This window comes from Natronococcus amylolyticus DSM 10524 (assembly GCF_000337675.1).
Lineage (GTDB): Archaea > Halobacteriota > Halobacteria > Halobacteriales > Natrialbaceae > Natronococcus > Natronococcus amylolyticus.
The window spans coordinates 131591-149618 of the sequence record NZ_AOIB01000016.1 but is presented as its reverse complement, the minus strand read 5'-3'; the positions used below and the strand labels follow the sequence as shown (position 1 = coordinate 149618).

Below are 18028 nucleotides of genomic sequence, written 5' to 3'. Positions count from 1 at the left end.
GAGATGTGTATAAGAGACAGGCGTCGGCTTCCTCTTCAACATCATCGTCACGATGGCGCTATTCCACATCGGCGGCATCGTCAACTACCGGACGATGCTCAAGCGCTGGCGGCCCATCGTCGTCGGGATCTTCACCGCAGCCGCGTTCTTCAGCCCGAAGGGAATCCTCACGATGTTGCTGGTCGCGATCCCGATCGCACTGACCTACATGCTCGGGCTCGCCGTGTTGTACGTACTCACCGGCGGCGGTCGCTTCTTCGGCGGCGGCGGTGGCAGCTCCGATCCCGGCTCCGAGGCCGCGCCGACGCCCGAGTAGCCGGGCGGGGCGCCGACGGCTTAAGGGAGTGCCCTGCGAACGGTCGTCCATGCCCAAGATTAGCGTCGAAATCCCACAGGAGTTGCTCGACGACCTCGACGATCACGTCGGCGACGACGGCAAGTTCGTCAACCGCAGCGACGCGATCCGCGCCTCGGTCCGGAAGACCCTCGATATCCTGGACGAGATCGACGACCGACAGGGTCGACTCGAGTCCGAGGAGCAACAGTAGTCAGAATTACCAATGGACAGAACCAGATTGCTTATGGGGGCTGGGCGATGTACCCTGTTCCATGACGCCCTCCACGACTGAACAGGGATCCGACACGTCCGACGGAGACGTCGAACTTCCAGCGACGGAGGCGGTCCAGCGCGCGCTCCACGAGGCGACGGCCCACCTCTATGACGAACTCGCCGTCGCGAAAGCCGAACGCGCCGACGGAGCGGCGGAGCTGCCGCCCGAGGTCTTCGACGACCTCGAGGAGCTGTACGTCGCCACGGCCGAGGAATCGGTGACGACGGTTCGGATCAGCTACGAGCAAGAGTAACCACACTGCGACAGACTTACGCGAAGCCGATCTGCTAGAATCATCGAGGACGACGACCCCGGAGTTCACGATCGGCTCCGTATTGACTTTCGTCCGACAGTCTTAGTCCCGGTCGATCCGTTCGGCGAACCCAAAGTTCGGTTTGACGTCGTCGACGCGAACCTCGACGACGTCGCCCTTCTCCGACTCCGGAACGAACAGCCGGTATCCCTCGATCGACGCGATCCCGTCGCCCTCGCTGCCGACGTCGACGATCTCGACCTCGAGTTCATCGCCCTCCCGGACCGGCCCCGTCAGCCGTCCCTTGGCGATGAAGTACAGCTCCGAGGAGGACTCACGGGAGGCGTCGGGCGCCGTCGCCCGAACGTACTGGAACTCCCCTTCGAGGTCGGCCCGGAGGGCGTCGACGTCGGGGCCGTCGAACACCTTGACGAGGAAGTTCCCGCCGCTGTCGAGCAGGTCGAGCGCCGTCTCGAACGCCTGACGGGCGAGGTGTAGCGACCGAGCCTGGTCGAGGGAGTACTCGCCGGACATGTTGGGCGCCATGTCGGAGACGACGACGTCGACGCTGCCGGCGGCAGCGTCGGTGACCCGGTCTCGGGTCCGGTCCTCGGTCATGTCGCCGCGGATCGTCTCGATGCGATCGGTGCCCCCCGGCATCTCGAGGTCTTTGATCCGCTGGAGGTCGACCCCGATGACCCGCCCCTGCGGGCCGACGCGCTCAGCGGCGACCTCGAGCCAGCCGCCCGGAGCCGCCCCCAGGTCGACGACGGTGTCGCCACCGGAGATGACGTTCTCGAGATCGTCGAGCTGCTTGAGTTTGTAGGCCGCTCGGCTGCGGTACCCCTCCTGTTTCGCCTTGTTGTAGTAGTGATCTTTTCGTGTCATGGGTTCGATCGCGCCGGTCCGGTCAACGGCGACACACGAGTCTCGCGACGGATCGGCTGGTTCGTAGCGTCGGTAGGGGACAGAAGCGGAAAGACCTGCTGAAAGCGATCCGAAACAAGGGGATCGCCCTCGAGGGCTCTCGAGCTCGAACCGACGGCTCGAGACGAACGGGACGAGGAGAAACCGGGAGATCAGTCGGCCGACGGTGCGGACTCTCTCTCTTCACTCGAGTCCTGTTCGATCCGGTTCGCCCGCGTCCAGGCGAGGTCGCGGTCGATCAGGACGTCCAGCAGACAGCGGATGTTGAGCGCGTCGTGGAACTGTTTGTAACCCACGACGAGCAACGGGGCGTAGACGAGCAGCCGCCAGTCCTCGCCCTCGATCTGAATACCGAGGGCGGCGATCAGGAAGACGATACTCGTAAAGAAGACGAACACCGCGAGGACGGTCATCACGTACCCCGTGAGGACGAGCCAGGCGATGTACGCGAGGATGACGAAACTCGCTAGCGGGAGAAAGAACATCTCGACGAGTCGGAACGGCAGCGCGATCCGGCTGAGGTAGCCGTAGGACGAATCCGTGACGACCGGCCAGTGTTTGAGGACGGTCATGTAGTTGCCGCGGTACCAGCGCAGACGCTGGCGGTAGAGGTCGCGCCAGGTCGCCGGCGCCTCCGTGTAGACGCGGGCGTCGCTGACCGAGACGCGGTGGCCGGCCCGGAGCACCTTCATCGTGAGGTCGAAGTCCTCGGTGAGGGTGTCGGGGTCGTAGGCGAACACCTCCTCGAGCACCTCGCGGCGGTAGGCGCCCAGACAGCCGGGGACGACCATCACGATCCCGAAGTAGTCCAGCGCGCGGCGGTAGATGTTGACGCCGATCGTGTACTCGAGCTGTTGACAGCGGGTGATGAGCGAGTCGCGGTTCCAGATTGTGACGTTGCTCGCGACGGCGCCGATCCGCGAGTTAGCCTCGAAGGGAGCGACGATCCGTTTCAGAGCGTCGCGGTCGACGATGCTGTCGGCGTCGACGGTGACGATGACGTCGCCGTCTGCGAACAGCAATCCGTAGTTCAGTGCGGAGTACTTGCCGCCGTTTGCCTTGCTGACGACCGAGACCCGATCCGAGGTGGCGGCGAACGCGCTCGCTTCGGCGAGGGTTCCGTCGGTCGACCCGTCGTCGACCGCGACGATCTCGAGCCGTTCGGCGGGGTAGTCGGCGTCGAGCAGCGCCTGGATCGTCCGACCGACGTACCCTTCCTCGTTGTACGCGGGAATCAGGACGGTCACGTTCGGGTACGGCGGCCTGGGCACGTACTTCGAGCGGCCGATCTGGTCGTGGAAGAACGCGATGAACGCGATAAACCAGTAGTACACGAAGATCAACACGACCGCGCCCAGGTGGACGATGGCGATCGGCGAGGGGGTGAGCCAGCCCAGCCAAACGATCGTCGCAAGGTAGCCAACCCCGCCGACGGCCAGCGCCCGTATCCCGAACAGGGACTCGTACCGGGGGTTGCGCTCGACGACGTAGTAGCTCCAGAGCAGGTAGGACACGAAGAGTCCACCCAACAGAGCGATGGCGTACAGCGTCCCCGCGCTCATCACGTTTATCAGCAGTCCAAAGGGCACCAACGCCGAAAGGAACAGCGCGACCGAGCGCCACTTCACGGCCCGGAGGCCGCGTCCCATCGTCCGCCCGAAGCGAAGGGCGTTCCCGAACGACCGCTCGACGCTCATCGGCTCACCGCCGAGATCGGCTCGAGCACGCGCCAGCCGTCGTCGGTCTCCTCGACCGAGCCGTCCTCGAGTCCCTCCGCGAACTGTTCGACCGTCAGGAAGCCGACGTCGTCCTCGCTTTGCATGTGTTCGATCAGCGACTCGAGTTTCTCGAGTCGGTCGTCGGTGGTGAAGTACTGGTAGTGGAGCATCACGACGTGAACGCCGTTCTCGTCGTGGCTCGCATCGAACGAGTCCGTCAGCGTCTCGAGGTCGTGAAACGGCACGTCGCCGTCATCGTCCTCGCCTGCCTCCTCGTAGGCGCTCCAGTTCTCGAACGCCTGCGTCTCGGGGACGTGGGTGAGCCCGCCCGCCCGGAAGTAGGTCTCGTTGTCGGTGTCATAGTACTCGTCGGTAAACCACTGGCCGCCGGAGACGGCGGTGTAGTTCGACTCGGCGAGCACCTCGACGGTCGTCGTATCGTACGTGTTCATCGGCGGGATGAACGTCGACGACGGCGAAGCGACACAGTCGGCAAGCAGTGCCTCGCCCTCGGCCAGTCGCTCGCGTTGCTCGGCCTCGGGGAGGCCACCGAACTCGCTGGCGCCGTAGAAGTCGGTTACCGGTTCGTGGGTGGTCCCGTGGATCGCCATCTCGAACTGTCCGGGGTGATCGGTCTCGAGTGACTGCAGGTACTCACAGAACTCCGGGTCTTCGGTCAGGGCGGCGCTCCCGTTCGTGTCGGGGATGATCCCGAGCGTGACGGGCACGTCGCGTTCGATGAAGACCTCGTCGACCGCGCGCATCTCTTCCTGGTTGTACCACGGCTGGATGTCGTCGTTTCTGAAGATCACGAGCGAATCGTACTCCTCCCAGTCCGTGTCGACCGACGCCTCGTCGGTCGGTCCCGTCTCGAGCATCGGCGTCACGGAGACGGCACCGGCGATGCCGGCGAGAAGCACCATCGCGACGAGTGCGGTACTGAGAACGCCGCGCCTGAACCGCGACTCCGGAACGAACCGGGCCGGAACCCAGCTGAGGTTCTGCTCCGGAGTTGGAAGCGTCGGAAAGGAAACCGCGGGCAGGGGACCGTTGGTCCCCTCCTCGGGCACCAGCGGCGAGCGGTGGCCACACTCCAGGCAGCGCTCGACCGTCTGCAGGTCGGTCAGCGTCTCGGAGTCGGCCTGACGGCGGCACTTCTCACAGCCGTCGCCGAACGCGTCGATGGGGGCGACGTGCCCGCAGTCGTGTTCGACGATCCGCTCGTCCGCGACCGACTGTGCGTCACACCGAGGACAACGTATCGGATGTGCAGTCATTACCGCAGGGAGGAAGTCTCGGGACGACTACCGACGGCAAGCTGAAGGTATTCTCCGCGGGTTACCTCGAGGTTACCATCCCCTTGTCACCGTCGCGGGCGTCCGATTTATCGTTTCGGGGACGGTACGGACCGTATCCGGAGCGGGAGACGACTACCATGACGGAGACGCCGAACCCGGCACAGTCGGTTGCGGGCTCGCTACTGGGCACCAAGTGGAAGCCGCGGCTGATCGTCACCCTGGCGAGGGAGGGACGGCTCGGCTTCGGCGACTGCAAACGCGAACTCGAGGGGATCTCGAGCAAGGTGCTGTCGGACAACCTCGACGACCTCCGTGAGCACGGCGTCGTCTCGCGTGACGTCGTCCAGGAGCGACCCCGTCGCGTCGAGTACGAACTCACCGGGGCGGGCCGGGAGCTGTACACGATTCTGGAGTCGATGGCAGAGTGGGACGCGACCCACGTGACGGGTGCCGGCGCCCCGACCGTCCTGCTGGCCGACGACGACACCCGCTTGCTCGAGCTCTACGCGCTGTGGCTCGCGGCCGACTACGACGTCGTGACGGCGACCGACGGCCGAGAGGCGTTTCGGCGCCTCGAGGAGTCCGTCGATGTCGCGGTCCTCGATCGATCGATGCCGGGAAAGAGTGGCGACGAGATCGCGTCGTCGATCGCTCGAGTCGGACAGGAGACGCCGATCGCCATCCTCACGTCGATGCAGGTGACGCCGGCGGACGTCTCGCTACCGGCAGATCGACTGCTTCGAAAGCCGATCACCGAAGGCGAACTGCGGACGGCGATCGAGGAGCTGGACCGACTCCCCGACGAGGCGCCGATCGCCCGCGAGGTCCGGGCGCGACGTCACAGACTCGAGTTCGTCGAGACCCACCTCGGATCGGCCGTTCGATCGACGGCGCCGTACCGCCGCGCGAGGGCGGCGCTGGATCGGATCGAGGCCGACCGGGCGGCCGCAGTGGAGGCCCGCGAGCCGTGGCGTCGGCTGCTCGAGGAGGGAGCCGACCCCGAGACGGAAATGTCGTCATCCGACGAGGACGCCTTCTGATTCGGGTTCGGCCACAGAAGCTTTGAGAGCCCGCTCCCTGGAGAACGTAATGCTCGCTGAACAGTCTTCTTCTCACACAATACTGCTCGTCGAGGACGACGACCTGCAGGCGCGGCTGTACCGGACGATGCTGTACCGCGAGCGGGGAACTGAACCGGTGGCGACCGACGAAGAGAAGGGTGAAACAGTCACGACCGTCGAGACCGTCCGAACGCTCGAGGACGCACGGACGGCGCTCGAGGACGACGCCGAGTCGTTCGATCTGGTGTTGCTCGACCTGAACCTGCCCGATTCGCTGGGGCTCGAAACGCTGGATTCCGTTCTCGAGACCGTCGACGGGACGGCGGTCGTCGTTCTGACCGGAATCGACGACACCGAGATCGGACGAAAGGCCGTCGAACGGGGCGCGGAGGACTACCTCGTGAAGGATCGGGTGACGCCGCGACTGCTCGATCGAACGGTCACCTACGCCGTGGAACGACGACGTCGAACGCCAGCGAAGCGAGCTAGCGGTGTTACACTGGCTGGTGCGCCACGAGATACGAAACGATGCCGCCGTCGTCCTGGGGTGGGCATCGGCGCTCAAAGCGACGGATCCCGAGTCGGAGCGGATCGTTTCCCGGATCGAGGCAGCGGGCGAACACATCGTCGAACTCACCGAGTCGGTCGGGACGATGGTGGAGTCCCTCGAGGAACCACAGACCGAACTCGTCCCGATCGAGCTCGTCGCCGTGGTCGAAGAGGAGATCGATCGGCTCGAGGCACGACACGGGGACTGTACGGTGACGTTCGACCGCCCCGAGGGAACGGTTTCGGTTCGGGCAGACCGGTTTCTCAACGTCGTCGTCCGAAACGTGTTGACGAACGCGGTCGTCCACGGCGACGAGGAGGAAACGATAACCGTGAACGTCTCTCGAGCGGCCGACGGCAGGGCCGAGCTGACGGTCTCCGACGGCGGACCGGGGCTCTCGGAGAGCGATCGCCGACGGGCTACCGAACGGGGCTACACCACGGACGAGGAGGGGATCGGCGTGGGTCTGTACCTCGTGCGAACGTTCGTCGACCGCTACGGCGGGAGTCTGACCATCGAGAGCGATCCGGAGCAAGGGCCGGGAACGACCGTCCGGATTCGCCTCGAATCCGAGCGCTGACCCGATGACGGGTGTCTACGCGCCCCGAACCCTCGAGCGGGGTTCCGCCATACAAGGTGAAGACGATCGGGATCGGTTCAGTTCATACACGTGGTTGGAGCGAGAAGGTCCGAGCAGCGTGCTCCGCATGGCCGACGGGACGGGTGCTCGACCGCACGACGACGGTCCTCGAGCGACGGAGCGAGGCGGCGATGACCGCCGAGGCAATGTCCGGTTCTTCGGGCGACTGTTCGGCGCTCTTTTCAGAGAGAGGGAGGTCGACGCTGGGAGAGGGATCGAGCTACGGGCGTGACGGTCGGCACTCTCGAGGACGCGTCGGCGTCGTTCGGCTCAGCGGGTAGACCAACACGAGAGCTGGCACGATTCTGGACTCCGGATCGCCGATGCCGTAGTCGACACCCACGGCTGATGGCTCTCTGCGATCGGCGACACGAGGCGACTCGAGGTCACCGACGCCGACGCCGTCTGAGCCCTCGACGAGTCGTCGTTTCCGACGGTCGAAGTTTTTGGTTCGCCCGAGGACGGAGCCAGGTCCGTCCCGCGGATATTTTCTTCGCGCCCGCGTCACGCTCGCGCGTAAAGAGTGCATTTTTATGGCGACCGTCCGTACCTCGAGCTATATGTTCAAGGCCATCGTGAGCGCGGAAACGCTCACCAGCGCGCTCGATTCGGTGAGCGTGCTGGTCGACGAGTGCAAGATCCATCTCGAGGAGGAGGGGCTCGAAATCCGGGCCGTCGATCCCGCGAACGTCGGGATGGTCGACCTCTCGCTCGAGGCGACGGCGTTCGAGTCCTACGAGGCCGACGGCGGGCTGATCGGCGTCGATCTCTCCCGTCTCGAGGATATCGCCGGGATGGCCGACTCCGGACAGCTGATCCAGCTCGAACTCGACGAGGAGACCCGCAAGCTCCATATCCAGATCGACGGGCTCGAGTACACGCTGGCGCTGATCGACCCCGACTCGATCCGCCAGGAGCCGGACATTCCGGAGCTCGACCTGCCCGCACGAGTCGTCCTCGAGGGGAAGGACGTCAACCGCTCGGTGAAGGCCGCGGATATGGTCTCCGATCACATCGCGCTCGGCGTCGACGAGGGCGAGGAGTACTTCTACGTCGACGCGGAGGGCGACACCGACGACGTTCACCTCGAGCTCACACAGGGGGATCTGATCGACCTGCAGGTCGGCCCGGCTCACTCGCTGTTCTCGCTCGACTACCTCAAGGATATGGACAAAGCGATCCCCAGCGACGCCGAGGTCACCCTCGATCTGGGTGAGGAGTTCCCGGTCAAGATCTACTTCGGGTTCGCCGAGGGGAAGGGACAGGTCACCTACATGCTGGCGCCGCGGATTCAAAGCGACTGACGCCGCCGTTTTCGGTCGATCACGTTCGGTATCAACTCCTTCGCGTGTGACTGTATCTCACTCGAGTCGTGACTTAAAAGCTCGATATGGTAAGCACCGCCCCTACCAGTTTCCTCCGTGTAGGAAGAGCGCGCATGCCCTCCACCAGCGATCCCAGCGATAGACGGTACGAGGCAACGTTCGATCCCGCCGGTGACAGCGCCAGCGAGGCCGTCCTCGACGCGGTCGGAGCCGCTGCCGACGTCGATCCGCTCGAGCTCGAGCCGCTGTACGCCGTTATCGATCCGGACGCGATCGATTCGCTGTGCGCCCACGCCCGTCGAACGGCCGGAAACCGAACCCACAGCCTTCGGTTCACCTACGCCGGCTTCGACGTCGACGTTCGCACCGACGGCCGAATCCGCGTCTCCGATCCCTCGAGCGCCGGCGCGTTCGCCGGCGGCGACTGATACTGGCGAGCGGACCGATCCGAGGAGCGATTACGACCGGCAACCGAGCACACACGGGTTGTTAGCCGGCGGGACGACTCACTCGTGATCCTCGAGGAACGAGCGAAGCGTCCGGTTGACCAGCTCCGAGTCCTCGATGAGAAAGCAGTGCGAGCCGCCCTCGACGAGCTCGAGGCGCGTGTTCGGAATCTTCTCGCCGAGCAGCTTTCCGTTCGCGACAGGAAGGACCCGGTCGTTCGTCCCGTGCATGACCAGCGTCGGCACTCGAATGCGCTCCAGTCGATCGCTGACGTCGAACCCGAGGGCGGCCGCGGCCTGGGCCTCCCGGGCCGGCGCGTCGGCGTCCTGCTCGAGGCGCCACTCGATAATGCGGTCCATCAGGTGTGGGTTCCGGTTGGTGAACCGCTCGTTGAACGCGGGTCGCATCCGGTGACGGATAACCTCCCGTTCGCTCGCGCCGTCCGGGGTGTCGAATATCTGCTCCTGAGTTTCGTCGGGGATCGGGACCGCGTCGACCCCGCCGTGGGTCGTACAGCAGAGTGTCAGCGTCTTCGCCCGGGAGTACTCGAGGGCGTAGCGCTGAGCGATCATCCCGCCCAAACTCGCCCCGACGATGTGGGCGTCGTAGATACCGACGTCGTCGAGGACCGCCTCGAGGTCGGCGGCCAGCCCGCCGATCGAGTAGCCGGCGAACTTGAAGATCAGGGGAGCACGAAGCTTTCGCGGCAGTCGGCCCACGAGCGGCGGGAGTCCGGCCTCGGAGCGACCCGTTCCCCGGTTGTCCGGGGCGATGACGCCGTAGTCGTCGGTAACGGCCTCCCGTTGCCAGCGCCACATCCACCGTCCGTAACCGAGTCCCTGCAAGAAGACGACCGGCGTTCCCTCTCCTTCGTCGTGTTCGTAGTAGATCGACACGCCGTCTCGAGTGACCCGTGGCATACGCGTGCCGACGCGTCGGACGCCCTTGAAATCGACCCTCGAGGCAGAGCCGGCCCTCGAAATCGGTAACACCGTGTTACCGACAGTAACATTGGTTTGCCTCCGAGCGCCAAGACGGCCGGACAATCAGGGCGCTTAACCTCCCCGAGTAACACTACGTTACCGATGGAGCGACTGCACGCCCGGTACCCGTTTCTCGAGGCCGCCCGCGAGGCCGTGGCGACCGAGGCCGTCGACCTGGCGACGATCGTCGAACAGGACGGGGCGGTCGTCGAGCGGGCGGCCCAGCGCGTGAGCACCGCGCTCGAGGACGGCGAGATTGGTGACCCGCACCGCGATCCCCGCACCGAACTGCTCTCCTATCCCGTCGCCCGCGTGCTCGTCTCGCTGGTCGACGAGGGGATCCTGATCCGCAAGTACGCCCGCGCCGAGTCGACGGCAGCCTTCGAGCGATTCACGGCCGACTTCGAAGAGACCGTCGAACTCAAAAGCGTCAGCTCGACCGGGCTGGACCTCGACGACCTGCTCGAGGAGTTCGACATCGCAAACGCCGTCCGACCGGTGGACGACGCGTACCGGATCGGCGTCGGACGCTACCTCCCGCTGGCGGCGGGGCTTCGAGACGACCGGTGGCGGCTCGTCAACCGCGCGCTCTCGGACGGCGAGGTGCCGATCGAGGAGGACGAACTACACACGCTGCTCCGGGAGGCCATCCGCGAGCGGATCGAGGAGGGGCTTCCCTTCCAGGTACCCGATGCGATCGCGGCGAGCCTCGAGCCCGAGGCCGCCGAGATCCGCGACGTGCTGGCGGAACTCGATCTCACCCGCGAGATCGACACCGTCGTTCCCGACCTGTTCCCGCCGTGTATGAAGGCGCTGCTGGACGACATCCAGAAGGGCGAACACCTGCCCCACCACTCCCGCTTTGCGATCACCGCCTTCCTGACGAGCATCGGGATGTCGACCGACGAGATCGTCGAACTCTACCGGGTGAATTCCTCGTTCGGCGAGGAGATGACCCGCTATCAGACCGACCACATCGGCGGCGAGACGTCGCCGACGGAGTACTCCCCGCCCTCCTGTGCGACGATGCAGTCCTACGGCGACTGCGTGAACAAGGACGACCTCTGTGAGCGTATTCCGCACCCGATGGCCTACTACGAGAAACGCATCGAGCAGACCGACGAGGACGAACTCGAGGACTGGCGCGAGGGAAGCGAGGAGTCGGCAGCCGGAGACTGACCGCTCGAGCCATCCGTTTGGCAACCAACACCCACCACCGGTTACGGGTGCCGGGACAGAAGGAAAGCGGCGAATCTGTGGCCGAACACGTCGGTCCGAACGCAGTTTTATGTGAGACCGGCCGGTAGTCGCGGGACGATGACACTTCAGGTCCCCGGTGGTCCGGAGCTACTCGTGGTCCTGTTACTGACGGTGTTTTTCCTTGGAATTCCGCTGTTGCTGATCATCGGTATCCACGAGTATCTCGACAGAAAGCGCGGCTACGAGCGACGGATCGCGGCCCTCGAGCAACGGGTCGACGAACTCGAGGAGGAGTAGTCACGAAGCCGAGTCCTCGGCTCGCCGGCGGCTACAGGGGGTAAGGCGGTTCGAGGCATGAACCGTCGCCGCCTACGCTGCGTTCTGTGCGTCCGCGTCGTCGTCGAGGCCGTCGGCCGGGTCGTTCAGCAGGTACGCCAGTCCGATCCCGACTGCGGTTAGCAGGAAGATGAAGCCGATGATAACGCCGACGAGCATCTCGCCGCCCTCGGGGGAGAGGGCGCTGTCCGCACCTCCGTACTCGCCGCCGATGGCGACCATGGCGCCGAGCATCAGGAAGACGGACGTCACGGCCACGACTATTTCGATGATCCGCTCGCGCTCGAGCATTACCCGACGGTTTCCCCGGCCCGGCCAAAAGCGCTTCGAAGCGCCGCTCGAGCGTCGCGCCGTTTCGTTCCGGGCCCCGATACCTGGCCAGTCGCCAGAGCCGCCGAGGCGGCCGAAATCGGGCAGTGCATATAAAATTCGAGCAAGCACTGGCAAGCAGACCCGTTATTTCGATGGCTCGCCTAGAGACGTCGAACAGCCAGTCGACCACGGAGCCGGCCGTCAGCCGGCGAATCACTCCCGACGCACCCATGAAAACAACAGCGTCACCGAAGACACCACTTCCAGTACCGTCCGACGACGGCCTCGAGGAGCGCTCGCGCCGCGCCCGCACCGAACCGATGTCGGTGCTGGCGCTCGGCGAGGGGCTCTACGAGGTCGAGTCCGCGAGCGACCACACCTACCTCGTCGACCTCGAGGGCGGACGCTGTACCTGCCCCGATCACGTCTTCCGCGGGGTACGGTGCAAGCACGTCCGCCGCGTCGCCATCGAGATCAACGAAGGGCGAACGCCCCCGCCCGGCGAACGAGCCGTCGGCTGCCACGACTGCGGCGAGACGGTGTTCGTCGACGAGAACGCGGCCGGCCCGGTCTACTGCGACCGCCACGCGCTCCGGTCGGGCGATACGGTCGTCGACCGTGAGACTGGCGACCGGCTCACGGTCGTCGACGTCTCGGACCTGCGGGCCGACGCGGTCCGGATTCAGGCCACGGGCGACTCCGTCGCCGACTACGCGACGAACGAGAACTACGCGTCCGACGTTCCCGTCGTCGGCGCCGTCTACCCCCACGCGACGGTCGCGCCAAACGGCGTCGTCCCCGAGTCGCTGCGGGTGTACGTCTTCCCCCGCACGCGACTCGAGAAGCGGCCGGCGGGACGGGGCCGACCCGCGACGGCCTGACCCTGCAACAACGCTCGAGAACGGGAAACGCGTTGGATAGCTTTCGTTTTTTGGCAGTTGGGACCGAGTACCAGGGTATGGACGACGGGATCGACTACGGCCGCTACGAGGAGGGCCGGAACGTCAACTACTGGGAACTCGATCGGACCCTGCAGCGCGAACTCCGCCGAACGTACGCCGACGAGGCGTTCGAGTGGGCCGAACCCCGCCTCGAGGCGTTCGGCGAGACCGTCGGCCACGTGATCGCCGACAACGCCGACTACATCGACGATCACGGACCCGAACTCGAGCCCTACAACAAACACGGCGAGATTCAGAATCGGGTACGCTATCCCGCCGAACAGGTCGAGAACGAACGCCTCGCCTACGAGGCCGGGATCGTCGCCGACGTCTTCGAGGCCCCACCCGGCCGCGACGAGCCAATGCCGCTGTCGCACAACCTCGCGATGCAGTACCTGCTTTGCTACGCCGACCCCGGCTTCGACTGCCCGGTGGCGATGACCGCCGGCGCGGCGCTCGTCCTCGAGAGGTTCGGCGACGAGTCGCTCGAGCCCTACCTCGAGGCGCTGACGAGTCGCGACTATGACGGGCTGATCGAGGGGGCGATGTTTCTCACCGAGAAGCAGGGCGGGAGCGACGTCGGCGCAAACGAGACTCGCGCCGAGTACGACGAGGAGAGCGAGTGCTGGCGCCTGTACGGGGAGAAGTGGTTCTGCTCGAACGTCGACGCCGAGGGGACGCTCGCGCTGGCCCGGACTGAGGACGCGCCCGAGGGGACCGCGGGGCTTTCGATGTTTCTCGTTCCCCACGCCGACCCCGACCGCGTCGACGATTCGGTGACGAAGGGCGGCCTGCTCGAGGACGGACCCCTCGCGCCAGAGGAGGTCAACGACCAGCGCTACCGCCGCCTGAAGGACAAACTGGGGACGATCTCGGTGCCGACGGGCGAAGTCGAGTTCACCGGCGCGACGGCGATTCTCGTCGGCGAGGAAGAAAACGGGTTCCGGCAGATGGCCGAGATGCTCAACCTCGAGCGGCTGTCGAACGCCGCCGCGTCCTGCGGGATCGTAGGTCGAGTACTGCTCGAGAGCAAGATCTACGCCGCGAATCGGGAGGCGTTCGGGAAGCCGATCGACCAGCACCCGCTGATGCGGGCGGATCTGGTCGACATGGCGGTCGACCACGAGGCCGCGACGACGTACGTTTTCGAGGCCTCGCGGTTGCTTTCGGAGCGAGAGCGGGCGGAACGGACCGGCCAGAACGGCGACAAAGTCGACGACGCCTACCGGCTGATGCGACTGCTGATCCCGATCGCGAAGCTGCGCACCGCTCGGATGGCCGTCGACACCGCCTCCTACGGGATGGAGATCCACGGCGGCAACGGCTACGTAAACGACTTCGTCACCAACCGCATGCTCCGGGACGCGCAGGTGCTCCCGATCTGGGAGGGCACCGAGAACGTCCTCTCGCTGGACGTCCTGCGGGCCCTCGAGCGCGAGGACGCCCACGAACCGCTGCGGGAGGCGATCGAGGACCGACTCGAGGGCGTCTCCCACCCGACACTCGCCGACTCCCTCGAGACCGTCGAGAGCGAGTATCACGAGCTGCTGACCGCGCTCGCGACGCTCGCCGGCGAGGACGTCGAGTACGCCCAGCTATCGGCCAAGCGCCTGGCCCACTACGTGTTCGACGTCTTCACCGCCGCGCTGTTGCTCGACCGTTCCCAGTCGGAGATCGAGGACGGAGACGCCCGAACGGCGCTCGTCGCGAAGCGGTTCGTCGCGAACGAACTCGAGGAGCCAGAAGGCCGGGGGATCACGAGCGAGGATCGGTTCGCGCTCGAGGCGTTCGATCCGATCGTCCAGTACGCGTCGGTCGATCCCGATCGGCTCCCGGGCGTCGACGGTATCGAAAACCCGTCAGGAAGCATTTAGGACGGCCGAGGGTAGCGGCTGCCGTGATCGGTGCAGACGGGACTGGTGCGTTCAGCGCCGTTCGGGCCATCGTCGAGAGTGTCGTGGCGCTGTCGGCGATCGGCACGTTCGGTCTGTCTCTCCTTGGGCTTCCGGTCGGACTAACCGGGCTCGCGTTCGTCCTCATCTTCGCGGCGCTGATGGGACTGGGCTGGGCCCCGTTCGAGGAGGCCCATCCCCGATACGACCGAACTGATGGGAACTGATCGATCGATCCTTCGGAAGACGCTGCTCGAGATGGCGTCCCGAAGACACGCTGTTCTAACCTGTTCACACACTATACTATACTATCGTACAATAAATTCATTGGAGTGTGAATGCGAAATAGAACGATGGGAGAACAGCGTTCGAATGCCGTCGGCGGGGCCGAGGAAGCGCCGACGGGGGAAGTAGGCCGCTTCGCTCGGCGACGAAGGAGGTAACTTGTGCATGGGGTGACCGGTTCGGACATAATCTGGGTGAGCCACTTCGTCGCTGCGGGGTTGATGATCGCCCTGGCGGTCTACGTCGGGCGCAACCACTCGGAGAAGCCGCTCGGCCGGTTGTTCGTCTGTATGGTCCTGGCCGTCGCCGTCTGGGTTATCGGGTCGATGGCTCGACTGTTCACGCTCGATCCGACGGCGTACGTCGTCCTCACCGCGGTGAAGTACCTCGGCGTCACGACGGCACCGATCTGGTTCGTGCTGTTCGTACTGCGGTACTCCGGACGTGACCGCTGGGTGACTCGTCGACTCGTCACGGCCCTGTTCGTCGGGCCCGTACTGACCGTCCTGGTCGTGCTCACCACCCAGAGCCACGGGCTGTTCTACGCGGAGTTCGCCGTCGTCACCGTCGGGGAGACGGCGGTCCTGGAACGGAGTCGAGGGCCGGGATTCTGGCTGTTCGCGGCGTTCGGATGGGGACTCCTCGCGCTGGGGGCGGTGCTCCTCTTGCTGACGGCGATCGGACAGCCCGCGATCTACCAGAAACAGTCGTTCGTCATCGCCCTCGGCGTCGTCGTCCCATGGGTCGTCGGGATCGCGTACGTCTTCCGCGGCTGGCCCCATCCGGCGGTCGATCCGACGCCAATCGGGTTCGCTGTCACGGCCGTTCTCTTCGGCGTCGGCATCTTCACCACCCGCCTTATCGACGTCGTCCCCGTAGCCCGGTCGCGACTGCTCGACGCGCTGGACGACGGCGTCGTCGTCGTCGACGCCGACGGCCGGCTGCTGGACGCCAACGCCACCGCGCGGGAGTTGCTCAGCGACGAGACGGTCGGAACCGACATCGAGGTGGCGCTCCCGTCCGAACTCGACGTCGACGGCGGCGAACACGTCGTCGAGACGGATGCTGGCCGACGGGTGTTTCGGCCCCGAACGATCGAACTGACCGACGGTCTCGGACGGAACACCGGGCGGGTCATCTACCTGGACGACGTCACGCAGCTCATCGAGCGCGAGCGACGCAGCGTGCTCCAGCGCGTGTTTCGTCACAACATCCGCAACGACCTGAACGTGACCGTCGGCTATCTCGACCTCCTCGAGGAACGGGTCCAGCCGGCGGACCGCGAGTACGTCGACCGGGCTCGAGCGAGCGCGACTCGCGTCGTCGAGTTGAGCGAGAAAGCCCGCCAGTTCGAGCGGGCGATCGACTCCCGGGACGACCGGACGACCGCATCGGCCACGACGGTCGTCGAACGGGTAGTCGAGGACGCTCGAGGCGAGTATCCGCAGGCGCAGTTCACCGTCGATCTCGACGGCGGGATCGGCCCTGTCACCGTTATCGACGAGGAGAGCTTCCGGACTGCGATCGAGAATCTGATCGAGAACGCGGTGCTTCACAACGATGGGGAGCGACCGTCGGTCTCCGTTCGCGTCGTCGGTGAGAACGACACCGTCCGGATCGAGGTCGCCGACAACGGGCCCGGGATTCCGGAGCAGGAACTCACCGCGCTCGAGGCCAACGCGGAAACTCCCCTCGAGCACGGCAGCGGCTTCGGGCTCTGGCTGGTGAAGTGGACGGTCTCGCTGTCGTCGGGCGACCTCTCGTTTGCGGAGAACCAGCCCCGCGGCAGCGTCGTCACGGTTCGGCTCCCGGCCGCCGAGGCCTCGAGTCGGTAGCGACTACTCGAGCAGCTCCGCGGCCTCCTCGACGTCCATCACGCCCTGCTTGACGGCGTTGAGCACGCGGACGACGTCCTCGTCGGGGCCAGCGTCGGGCTGGTCGACCTCCTCGAGGGTGACCTTCGCCGAGTCGCCGACGAACTCGGGAAAGTCGGTGCCGTCGGCGAGCGCGGTCTCCTTCTTGACGCGGTAGTTCCCGCCGTCGGTGACGTGGAGGTCCGCGGGGTGGAAGAAGTACCAGTCCTCGCGGTCGAAACGGACGCCGATGCGGGGTTTTGCGCCGAAGTTCTGGGCGAAGTAGGTCAGCGCCTCGACCTCCTCGCCGGTGAGGTAGATGGGGTCGCCCGCGCTCGATTTCGCCTCGATCGCGTAGAAGGTGTCGCCGTCGCCGGCGAGCACGTCGGGGAGTTCGCGGTCCGTCGCCGCACCGCTGGCGGGCGCGCGCATCACCGCGAACCCGGCCTCGTCGAGCGCGTTGACGAGCTCCCGTTCGCGGCGGCCGCCCTTCGCGTGGGACATACCCGATAGGTCTCCACTGCGTCATAATAAGCGGGACGAACCGCAGTCAGGAACTCAGAACGGAGCTAGTGCCAGCGCGACGTCGACGGCCATCGCCGTCATCTCTTCGGCCTCCTCGGGTGCAAAGCGTAAGACGAGATAGAGGATCGCGAACTGGAAGGCGTTGAACGCGGCGTGGGCCGCCGTCGGCACGATGAGGTTGTCCGTTTTCGCGTAGAGGTAGCCGAAGATGATCGAGCCGAAGAACACGACCGTCAGCGAGACGCCGATCGCGCCGAGGGGAGCGAGTCCGCCGTCGGCTGCCAGCGCGTACGCGGGGATGTGAATCAGTGCGAAGATGACGCTCGTGACGACGACGGCGCCCATTCGCGAGAAGGCGGCGTACAGGCGCTTCTGAACCACGTTCCGGAAAAGAAACTCCTCGGCCGGTGCGTTGAAGAGGAAGACGACGACGATCATGAGCAGGACCATGTTCGGATCGTCGCCGATCAGTTCGACGACCTGATTCTCCGAGGAGGGAAGCTGCAGCACCGTTGCGACGATGTTAACGAGCATTACGAACACGATGCTGCCGACGATCCCGGCCAGCACGTATCCCCAGCCGCGCCGCGTCGGCATCCGCAGGTCGAGCCAGTCCCAGCCGCGTTCGGTCCACCAGAGGTAGAATCCGCCGACGAGGAAGAAACCCAGGAAGTTCAGCGTCAGCAGGACGAACGTTGCCGTGTTCGATGCCTCCGCCGGCGACTCGAGCAGCGCGGGATCGAGCAGGAACGCCGGGAGCGTCGTAAACTGCGACGCGACGATCGCGGCGACCGAGAGGAAGACGGCGACGAGGAGCGATCTCACCCGACCGTCCGCCCGGTCTACTGTTGCCATACGCCGGCCTAGGGGA

Annotated in this window: 19 protein-coding genes and 2 pseudogenes; 14 read left to right on the top strand and 7 right to left on the bottom strand. The window is 65.6% G+C overall.

Features of this window, described 5'->3' with window-relative positions; genetic code table 11:
* Positions 1-19: 19 nt before the first annotated feature.
* From C491_RS07865 to C491_RS07855, 3 genes and pseudogenes are all read left to right on the top strand, one after another.
* Positions 20-316 (top strand): annotated as a pseudogene (locus C491_RS07865) (twin-arginine translocase subunit TatC); the annotation flags it as partial.
* A 49-nt stretch (positions 317-365) separates the two neighbouring features.
* Positions 366-548, top strand: a complete 183-nt coding sequence (locus tag C491_RS07860) for a hypothetical protein (protein ID WP_005555057.1) — start codon at positions 366-368, stop codon at positions 546-548.
* A 61-nt stretch (positions 549-609) separates the two neighbouring features.
* Complete coding sequence (locus C491_RS07855; RefSeq protein WP_005555056.1) at positions 610-864, top strand: hypothetical protein; 255 nt, start codon at positions 610-612, stop codon at positions 862-864.
* Between the two features lie 102 nt (positions 865-966).
* Here the strand turns inward: C491_RS07855 and C491_RS07850 are convergent, their stop codons facing one another.
* From C491_RS07850 to C491_RS07840, 3 genes are all read right to left on the bottom strand, one after another.
* Positions 967-1752, bottom strand: coding sequence for a 23S rRNA (uridine(2552)-2'-O)-methyltransferase (locus tag C491_RS07850; RefSeq protein ID WP_005555055.1), 786 nt, complete (start codon positions 1750-1752; stop codon positions 967-969).
* A 191-nt stretch (positions 1753-1943) separates the two neighbouring features.
* Positions 1944-3488, bottom strand: coding sequence for a glycosyltransferase (locus C491_RS07845; protein ID WP_005555054.1), 1545 nt, complete (start codon positions 3486-3488; stop codon positions 1944-1946).
* The gene (locus C491_RS07840; protein WP_005555053.1) at positions 3485-4786 is read right to left on the bottom strand and encodes a DUF2334 domain-containing protein; all 1302 of its coding nucleotides are present in this window, start codon (positions 4784-4786) and stop codon (positions 3485-3487) included. The genes C491_RS07845 and C491_RS07840 overlap by 4 nt, the downstream gene beginning before the upstream one ends.
* Before the next feature lie 158 nt (positions 4787-4944).
* Between C491_RS07840 and C491_RS07835 the strand changes: the two genes are divergently transcribed.
* From C491_RS07835 to C491_RS07815, 5 genes and pseudogenes are all read left to right on the top strand, one after another.
* Positions 4945-5847, top strand: a complete 903-nt coding sequence (locus C491_RS07835; protein ID WP_005555052.1) for a winged helix-turn-helix transcriptional regulator — start codon at positions 4945-4947, stop codon at positions 5845-5847.
* A gap of 49 nt (positions 5848-5896) precedes the next feature.
* Positions 5897-6241 (top strand): annotated as a pseudogene (locus C491_RS24175) (response regulator); the annotation flags it as partial.
* A gap of 133 nt (positions 6242-6374) precedes the next feature.
* Positions 6375-6998, top strand: coding sequence for a sensor histidine kinase (locus C491_RS07830; RefSeq protein WP_152421291.1), 624 nt, complete (start codon positions 6375-6377; stop codon positions 6996-6998).
* A 620-nt stretch (positions 6999-7618) separates the two neighbouring features.
* The gene (locus C491_RS07820) at positions 7619-8362 is read left to right on the top strand and encodes a DNA polymerase sliding clamp (RefSeq protein WP_005555048.1); all 744 of its coding nucleotides are present in this window, start codon (positions 7619-7621) and stop codon (positions 8360-8362) included.
* Positions 8363-8496: 134 nt separating this feature from the next.
* Positions 8497-8811, top strand: a complete 315-nt coding sequence (locus C491_RS07815) for a HalOD1 output domain-containing protein (RefSeq protein WP_005555046.1) — start codon at positions 8497-8499, stop codon at positions 8809-8811.
* 78 nt (positions 8812-8889) lie between these two features.
* On the opposite strand, the gene C491_RS07810 is transcribed toward C491_RS07815, so the two are convergent.
* Positions 8890-9750 carry an alpha/beta fold hydrolase gene (locus C491_RS07810; protein WP_049891581.1) on the bottom strand — a complete coding sequence of 287 codons (861 nt, stop codon included), beginning with the start codon at positions 9748-9750 and terminating at the stop codon, positions 8890-8892.
* A gap of 165 nt (positions 9751-9915) precedes the next feature.
* On the opposite strand from C491_RS07810, the gene priL reads away from it, so the two are divergent.
* Together priL and C491_RS07800 are read left to right on the top strand one after the other, a co-directional pair.
* Positions 9916-10992 carry a DNA primase regulatory subunit PriL gene (gene priL / locus C491_RS07805; protein ID WP_005555042.1) on the top strand — a complete coding sequence of 359 codons (1077 nt, stop codon included), beginning with the start codon at positions 9916-9918 and terminating at the stop codon, positions 10990-10992.
* A 138-nt stretch (positions 10993-11130) separates the two neighbouring features.
* Positions 11131-11310, top strand: a complete 180-nt coding sequence (locus tag C491_RS07800) for a hypothetical protein (RefSeq protein WP_005555041.1) — start codon at positions 11131-11133, stop codon at positions 11308-11310.
* Between the two features lie 72 nt (positions 11311-11382).
* On the opposite strand, the gene C491_RS07795 is transcribed toward C491_RS07800, so the two are convergent.
* On the bottom strand, positions 11383-11640 hold the full coding sequence (locus tag C491_RS07795) for a DUF7472 family protein (protein ID WP_005555040.1): 258 nt from the start codon (positions 11638-11640) through the stop codon (positions 11383-11385).
* A gap of 251 nt (positions 11641-11891) precedes the next feature.
* Here C491_RS07795 and C491_RS07790 point away from each other — a divergent pair, with 251 nt between their 5' ends.
* The 4 genes from C491_RS07790 (at position 11892) to C491_RS07775 (ending at position 16614) form a co-directional block, all read left to right on the top strand.
* Positions 11892-12542: an SWIM zinc finger family protein gene (locus C491_RS07790; RefSeq protein ID WP_049891597.1), complete on the top strand. Its 651-nt coding sequence runs from the start codon at positions 11892-11894 to the stop codon at positions 12540-12542.
* A 77-nt stretch (positions 12543-12619) separates the two neighbouring features.
* Positions 12620-14476 (top strand): acyl-CoA dehydrogenase family protein, encoded by a 1857-nt coding sequence (locus C491_RS07785; protein WP_005555038.1) that lies wholly within the window; start codon positions 12620-12622, stop codon positions 14474-14476.
* A gap of 23 nt (positions 14477-14499) precedes the next feature.
* Positions 14500-14721 (top strand): hypothetical protein, encoded by a 222-nt coding sequence (locus C491_RS07780; RefSeq protein WP_005555037.1) that lies wholly within the window; start codon positions 14500-14502, stop codon positions 14719-14721.
* Positions 14722-14973: 252 nt separating this feature from the next.
* On the top strand, positions 14974-16614 hold the full coding sequence (locus C491_RS07775) for a sensor histidine kinase (RefSeq protein WP_241431297.1): 1641 nt from the start codon (positions 14974-14976) through the stop codon (positions 16612-16614).
* 3 nt (positions 16615-16617) lie between these two features.
* On the opposite strand, the gene hjc is transcribed toward C491_RS07775, so the two are convergent.
* Together hjc and C491_RS07765 are read right to left on the bottom strand one after the other, a co-directional pair.
* Positions 16618-17136, bottom strand: a complete 519-nt coding sequence (gene hjc / locus C491_RS07770) for a Holliday junction resolvase Hjc (protein ID WP_005555035.1) — start codon at positions 17134-17136, stop codon at positions 16618-16620.
* A 54-nt stretch (positions 17137-17190) separates the two neighbouring features.
* Positions 17191-18012: a CPBP family intramembrane glutamic endopeptidase gene (locus C491_RS07765; RefSeq protein ID WP_049891578.1), complete on the bottom strand. Its 822-nt coding sequence runs from the start codon at positions 18010-18012 to the stop codon at positions 17191-17193.
* Between the last annotated feature and the right edge of the window lie 16 nt (positions 18013-18028).

Excerpts from the sequence above, each read along its gene's own strand:
- C491_RS07860 (WP_005555057.1), top strand. The coding sequence starts at position 366 with ATGCCCAAGATTAGCGTCGAAATCCCACAGGAGTTGCTCGACGACCTC.
- C491_RS07855 (WP_005555056.1), top strand. The coding sequence starts at position 610 with ATGACGCCCTCCACGACTGAACAGGGATCCGACACGTCCGACGGAGAC.
- C491_RS07850 (WP_005555055.1), bottom strand. The coding sequence starts at position 1,752 with ATGACACGAAAAGATCACTACTACAACAAGGCGAAACAGGAGGGGTAC.
- C491_RS07845 (WP_005555054.1), bottom strand. The coding sequence starts at position 3,488 with ATGAGCGTCGAGCGGTCGTTCGGGAACGCCCTTCGCTTCGGGCGGACG.
- C491_RS07840 (WP_005555053.1), bottom strand. The coding sequence starts at position 4,786 with ATGACTGCACATCCGATACGTTGTCCTCGGTGTGACGCACAGTCGGTC.
- C491_RS07835 (WP_005555052.1), top strand. The coding sequence starts at position 4,945 with ATGACGGAGACGCCGAACCCGGCACAGTCGGTTGCGGGCTCGCTACTG.
- C491_RS07820 (WP_005555048.1), top strand. The coding sequence starts at position 7,619 with ATGTTCAAGGCCATCGTGAGCGCGGAAACGCTCACCAGCGCGCTCGAT.
- C491_RS07815 (WP_005555046.1), top strand. The coding sequence starts at position 8,497 with ATGCCCTCCACCAGCGATCCCAGCGATAGACGGTACGAGGCAACGTTC.
- C491_RS07810 (WP_049891581.1), bottom strand. The coding sequence starts at position 9,750 with ATGCCACGGGTCACTCGAGACGGCGTGTCGATCTACTACGAACACGAC.
- priL (WP_005555042.1), top strand. The coding sequence starts at position 9,916 with ATGGAGCGACTGCACGCCCGGTACCCGTTTCTCGAGGCCGCCCGCGAG.
- C491_RS07800 (WP_005555041.1), top strand. The coding sequence starts at position 11,131 with ATGACACTTCAGGTCCCCGGTGGTCCGGAGCTACTCGTGGTCCTGTTA.
- C491_RS07795 (WP_005555040.1), bottom strand. The coding sequence starts at position 11,640 with ATGCTCGAGCGCGAGCGGATCATCGAAATAGTCGTGGCCGTGACGTCC.
- C491_RS07790 (WP_049891597.1), top strand. The coding sequence starts at position 11,892 with ATGAAAACAACAGCGTCACCGAAGACACCACTTCCAGTACCGTCCGAC.
- C491_RS07785 (WP_005555038.1), top strand. The coding sequence starts at position 12,620 with ATGGACGACGGGATCGACTACGGCCGCTACGAGGAGGGCCGGAACGTC.
- hjc (WP_005555035.1), bottom strand. The coding sequence starts at position 17,136 with ATGTCCCACGCGAAGGGCGGCCGCCGCGAACGGGAGCTCGTCAACGCG.
- C491_RS07765 (WP_049891578.1), bottom strand. The coding sequence starts at position 18,012 with ATGGCAACAGTAGACCGGGCGGACGGTCGGGTGAGATCGCTCCTCGTC.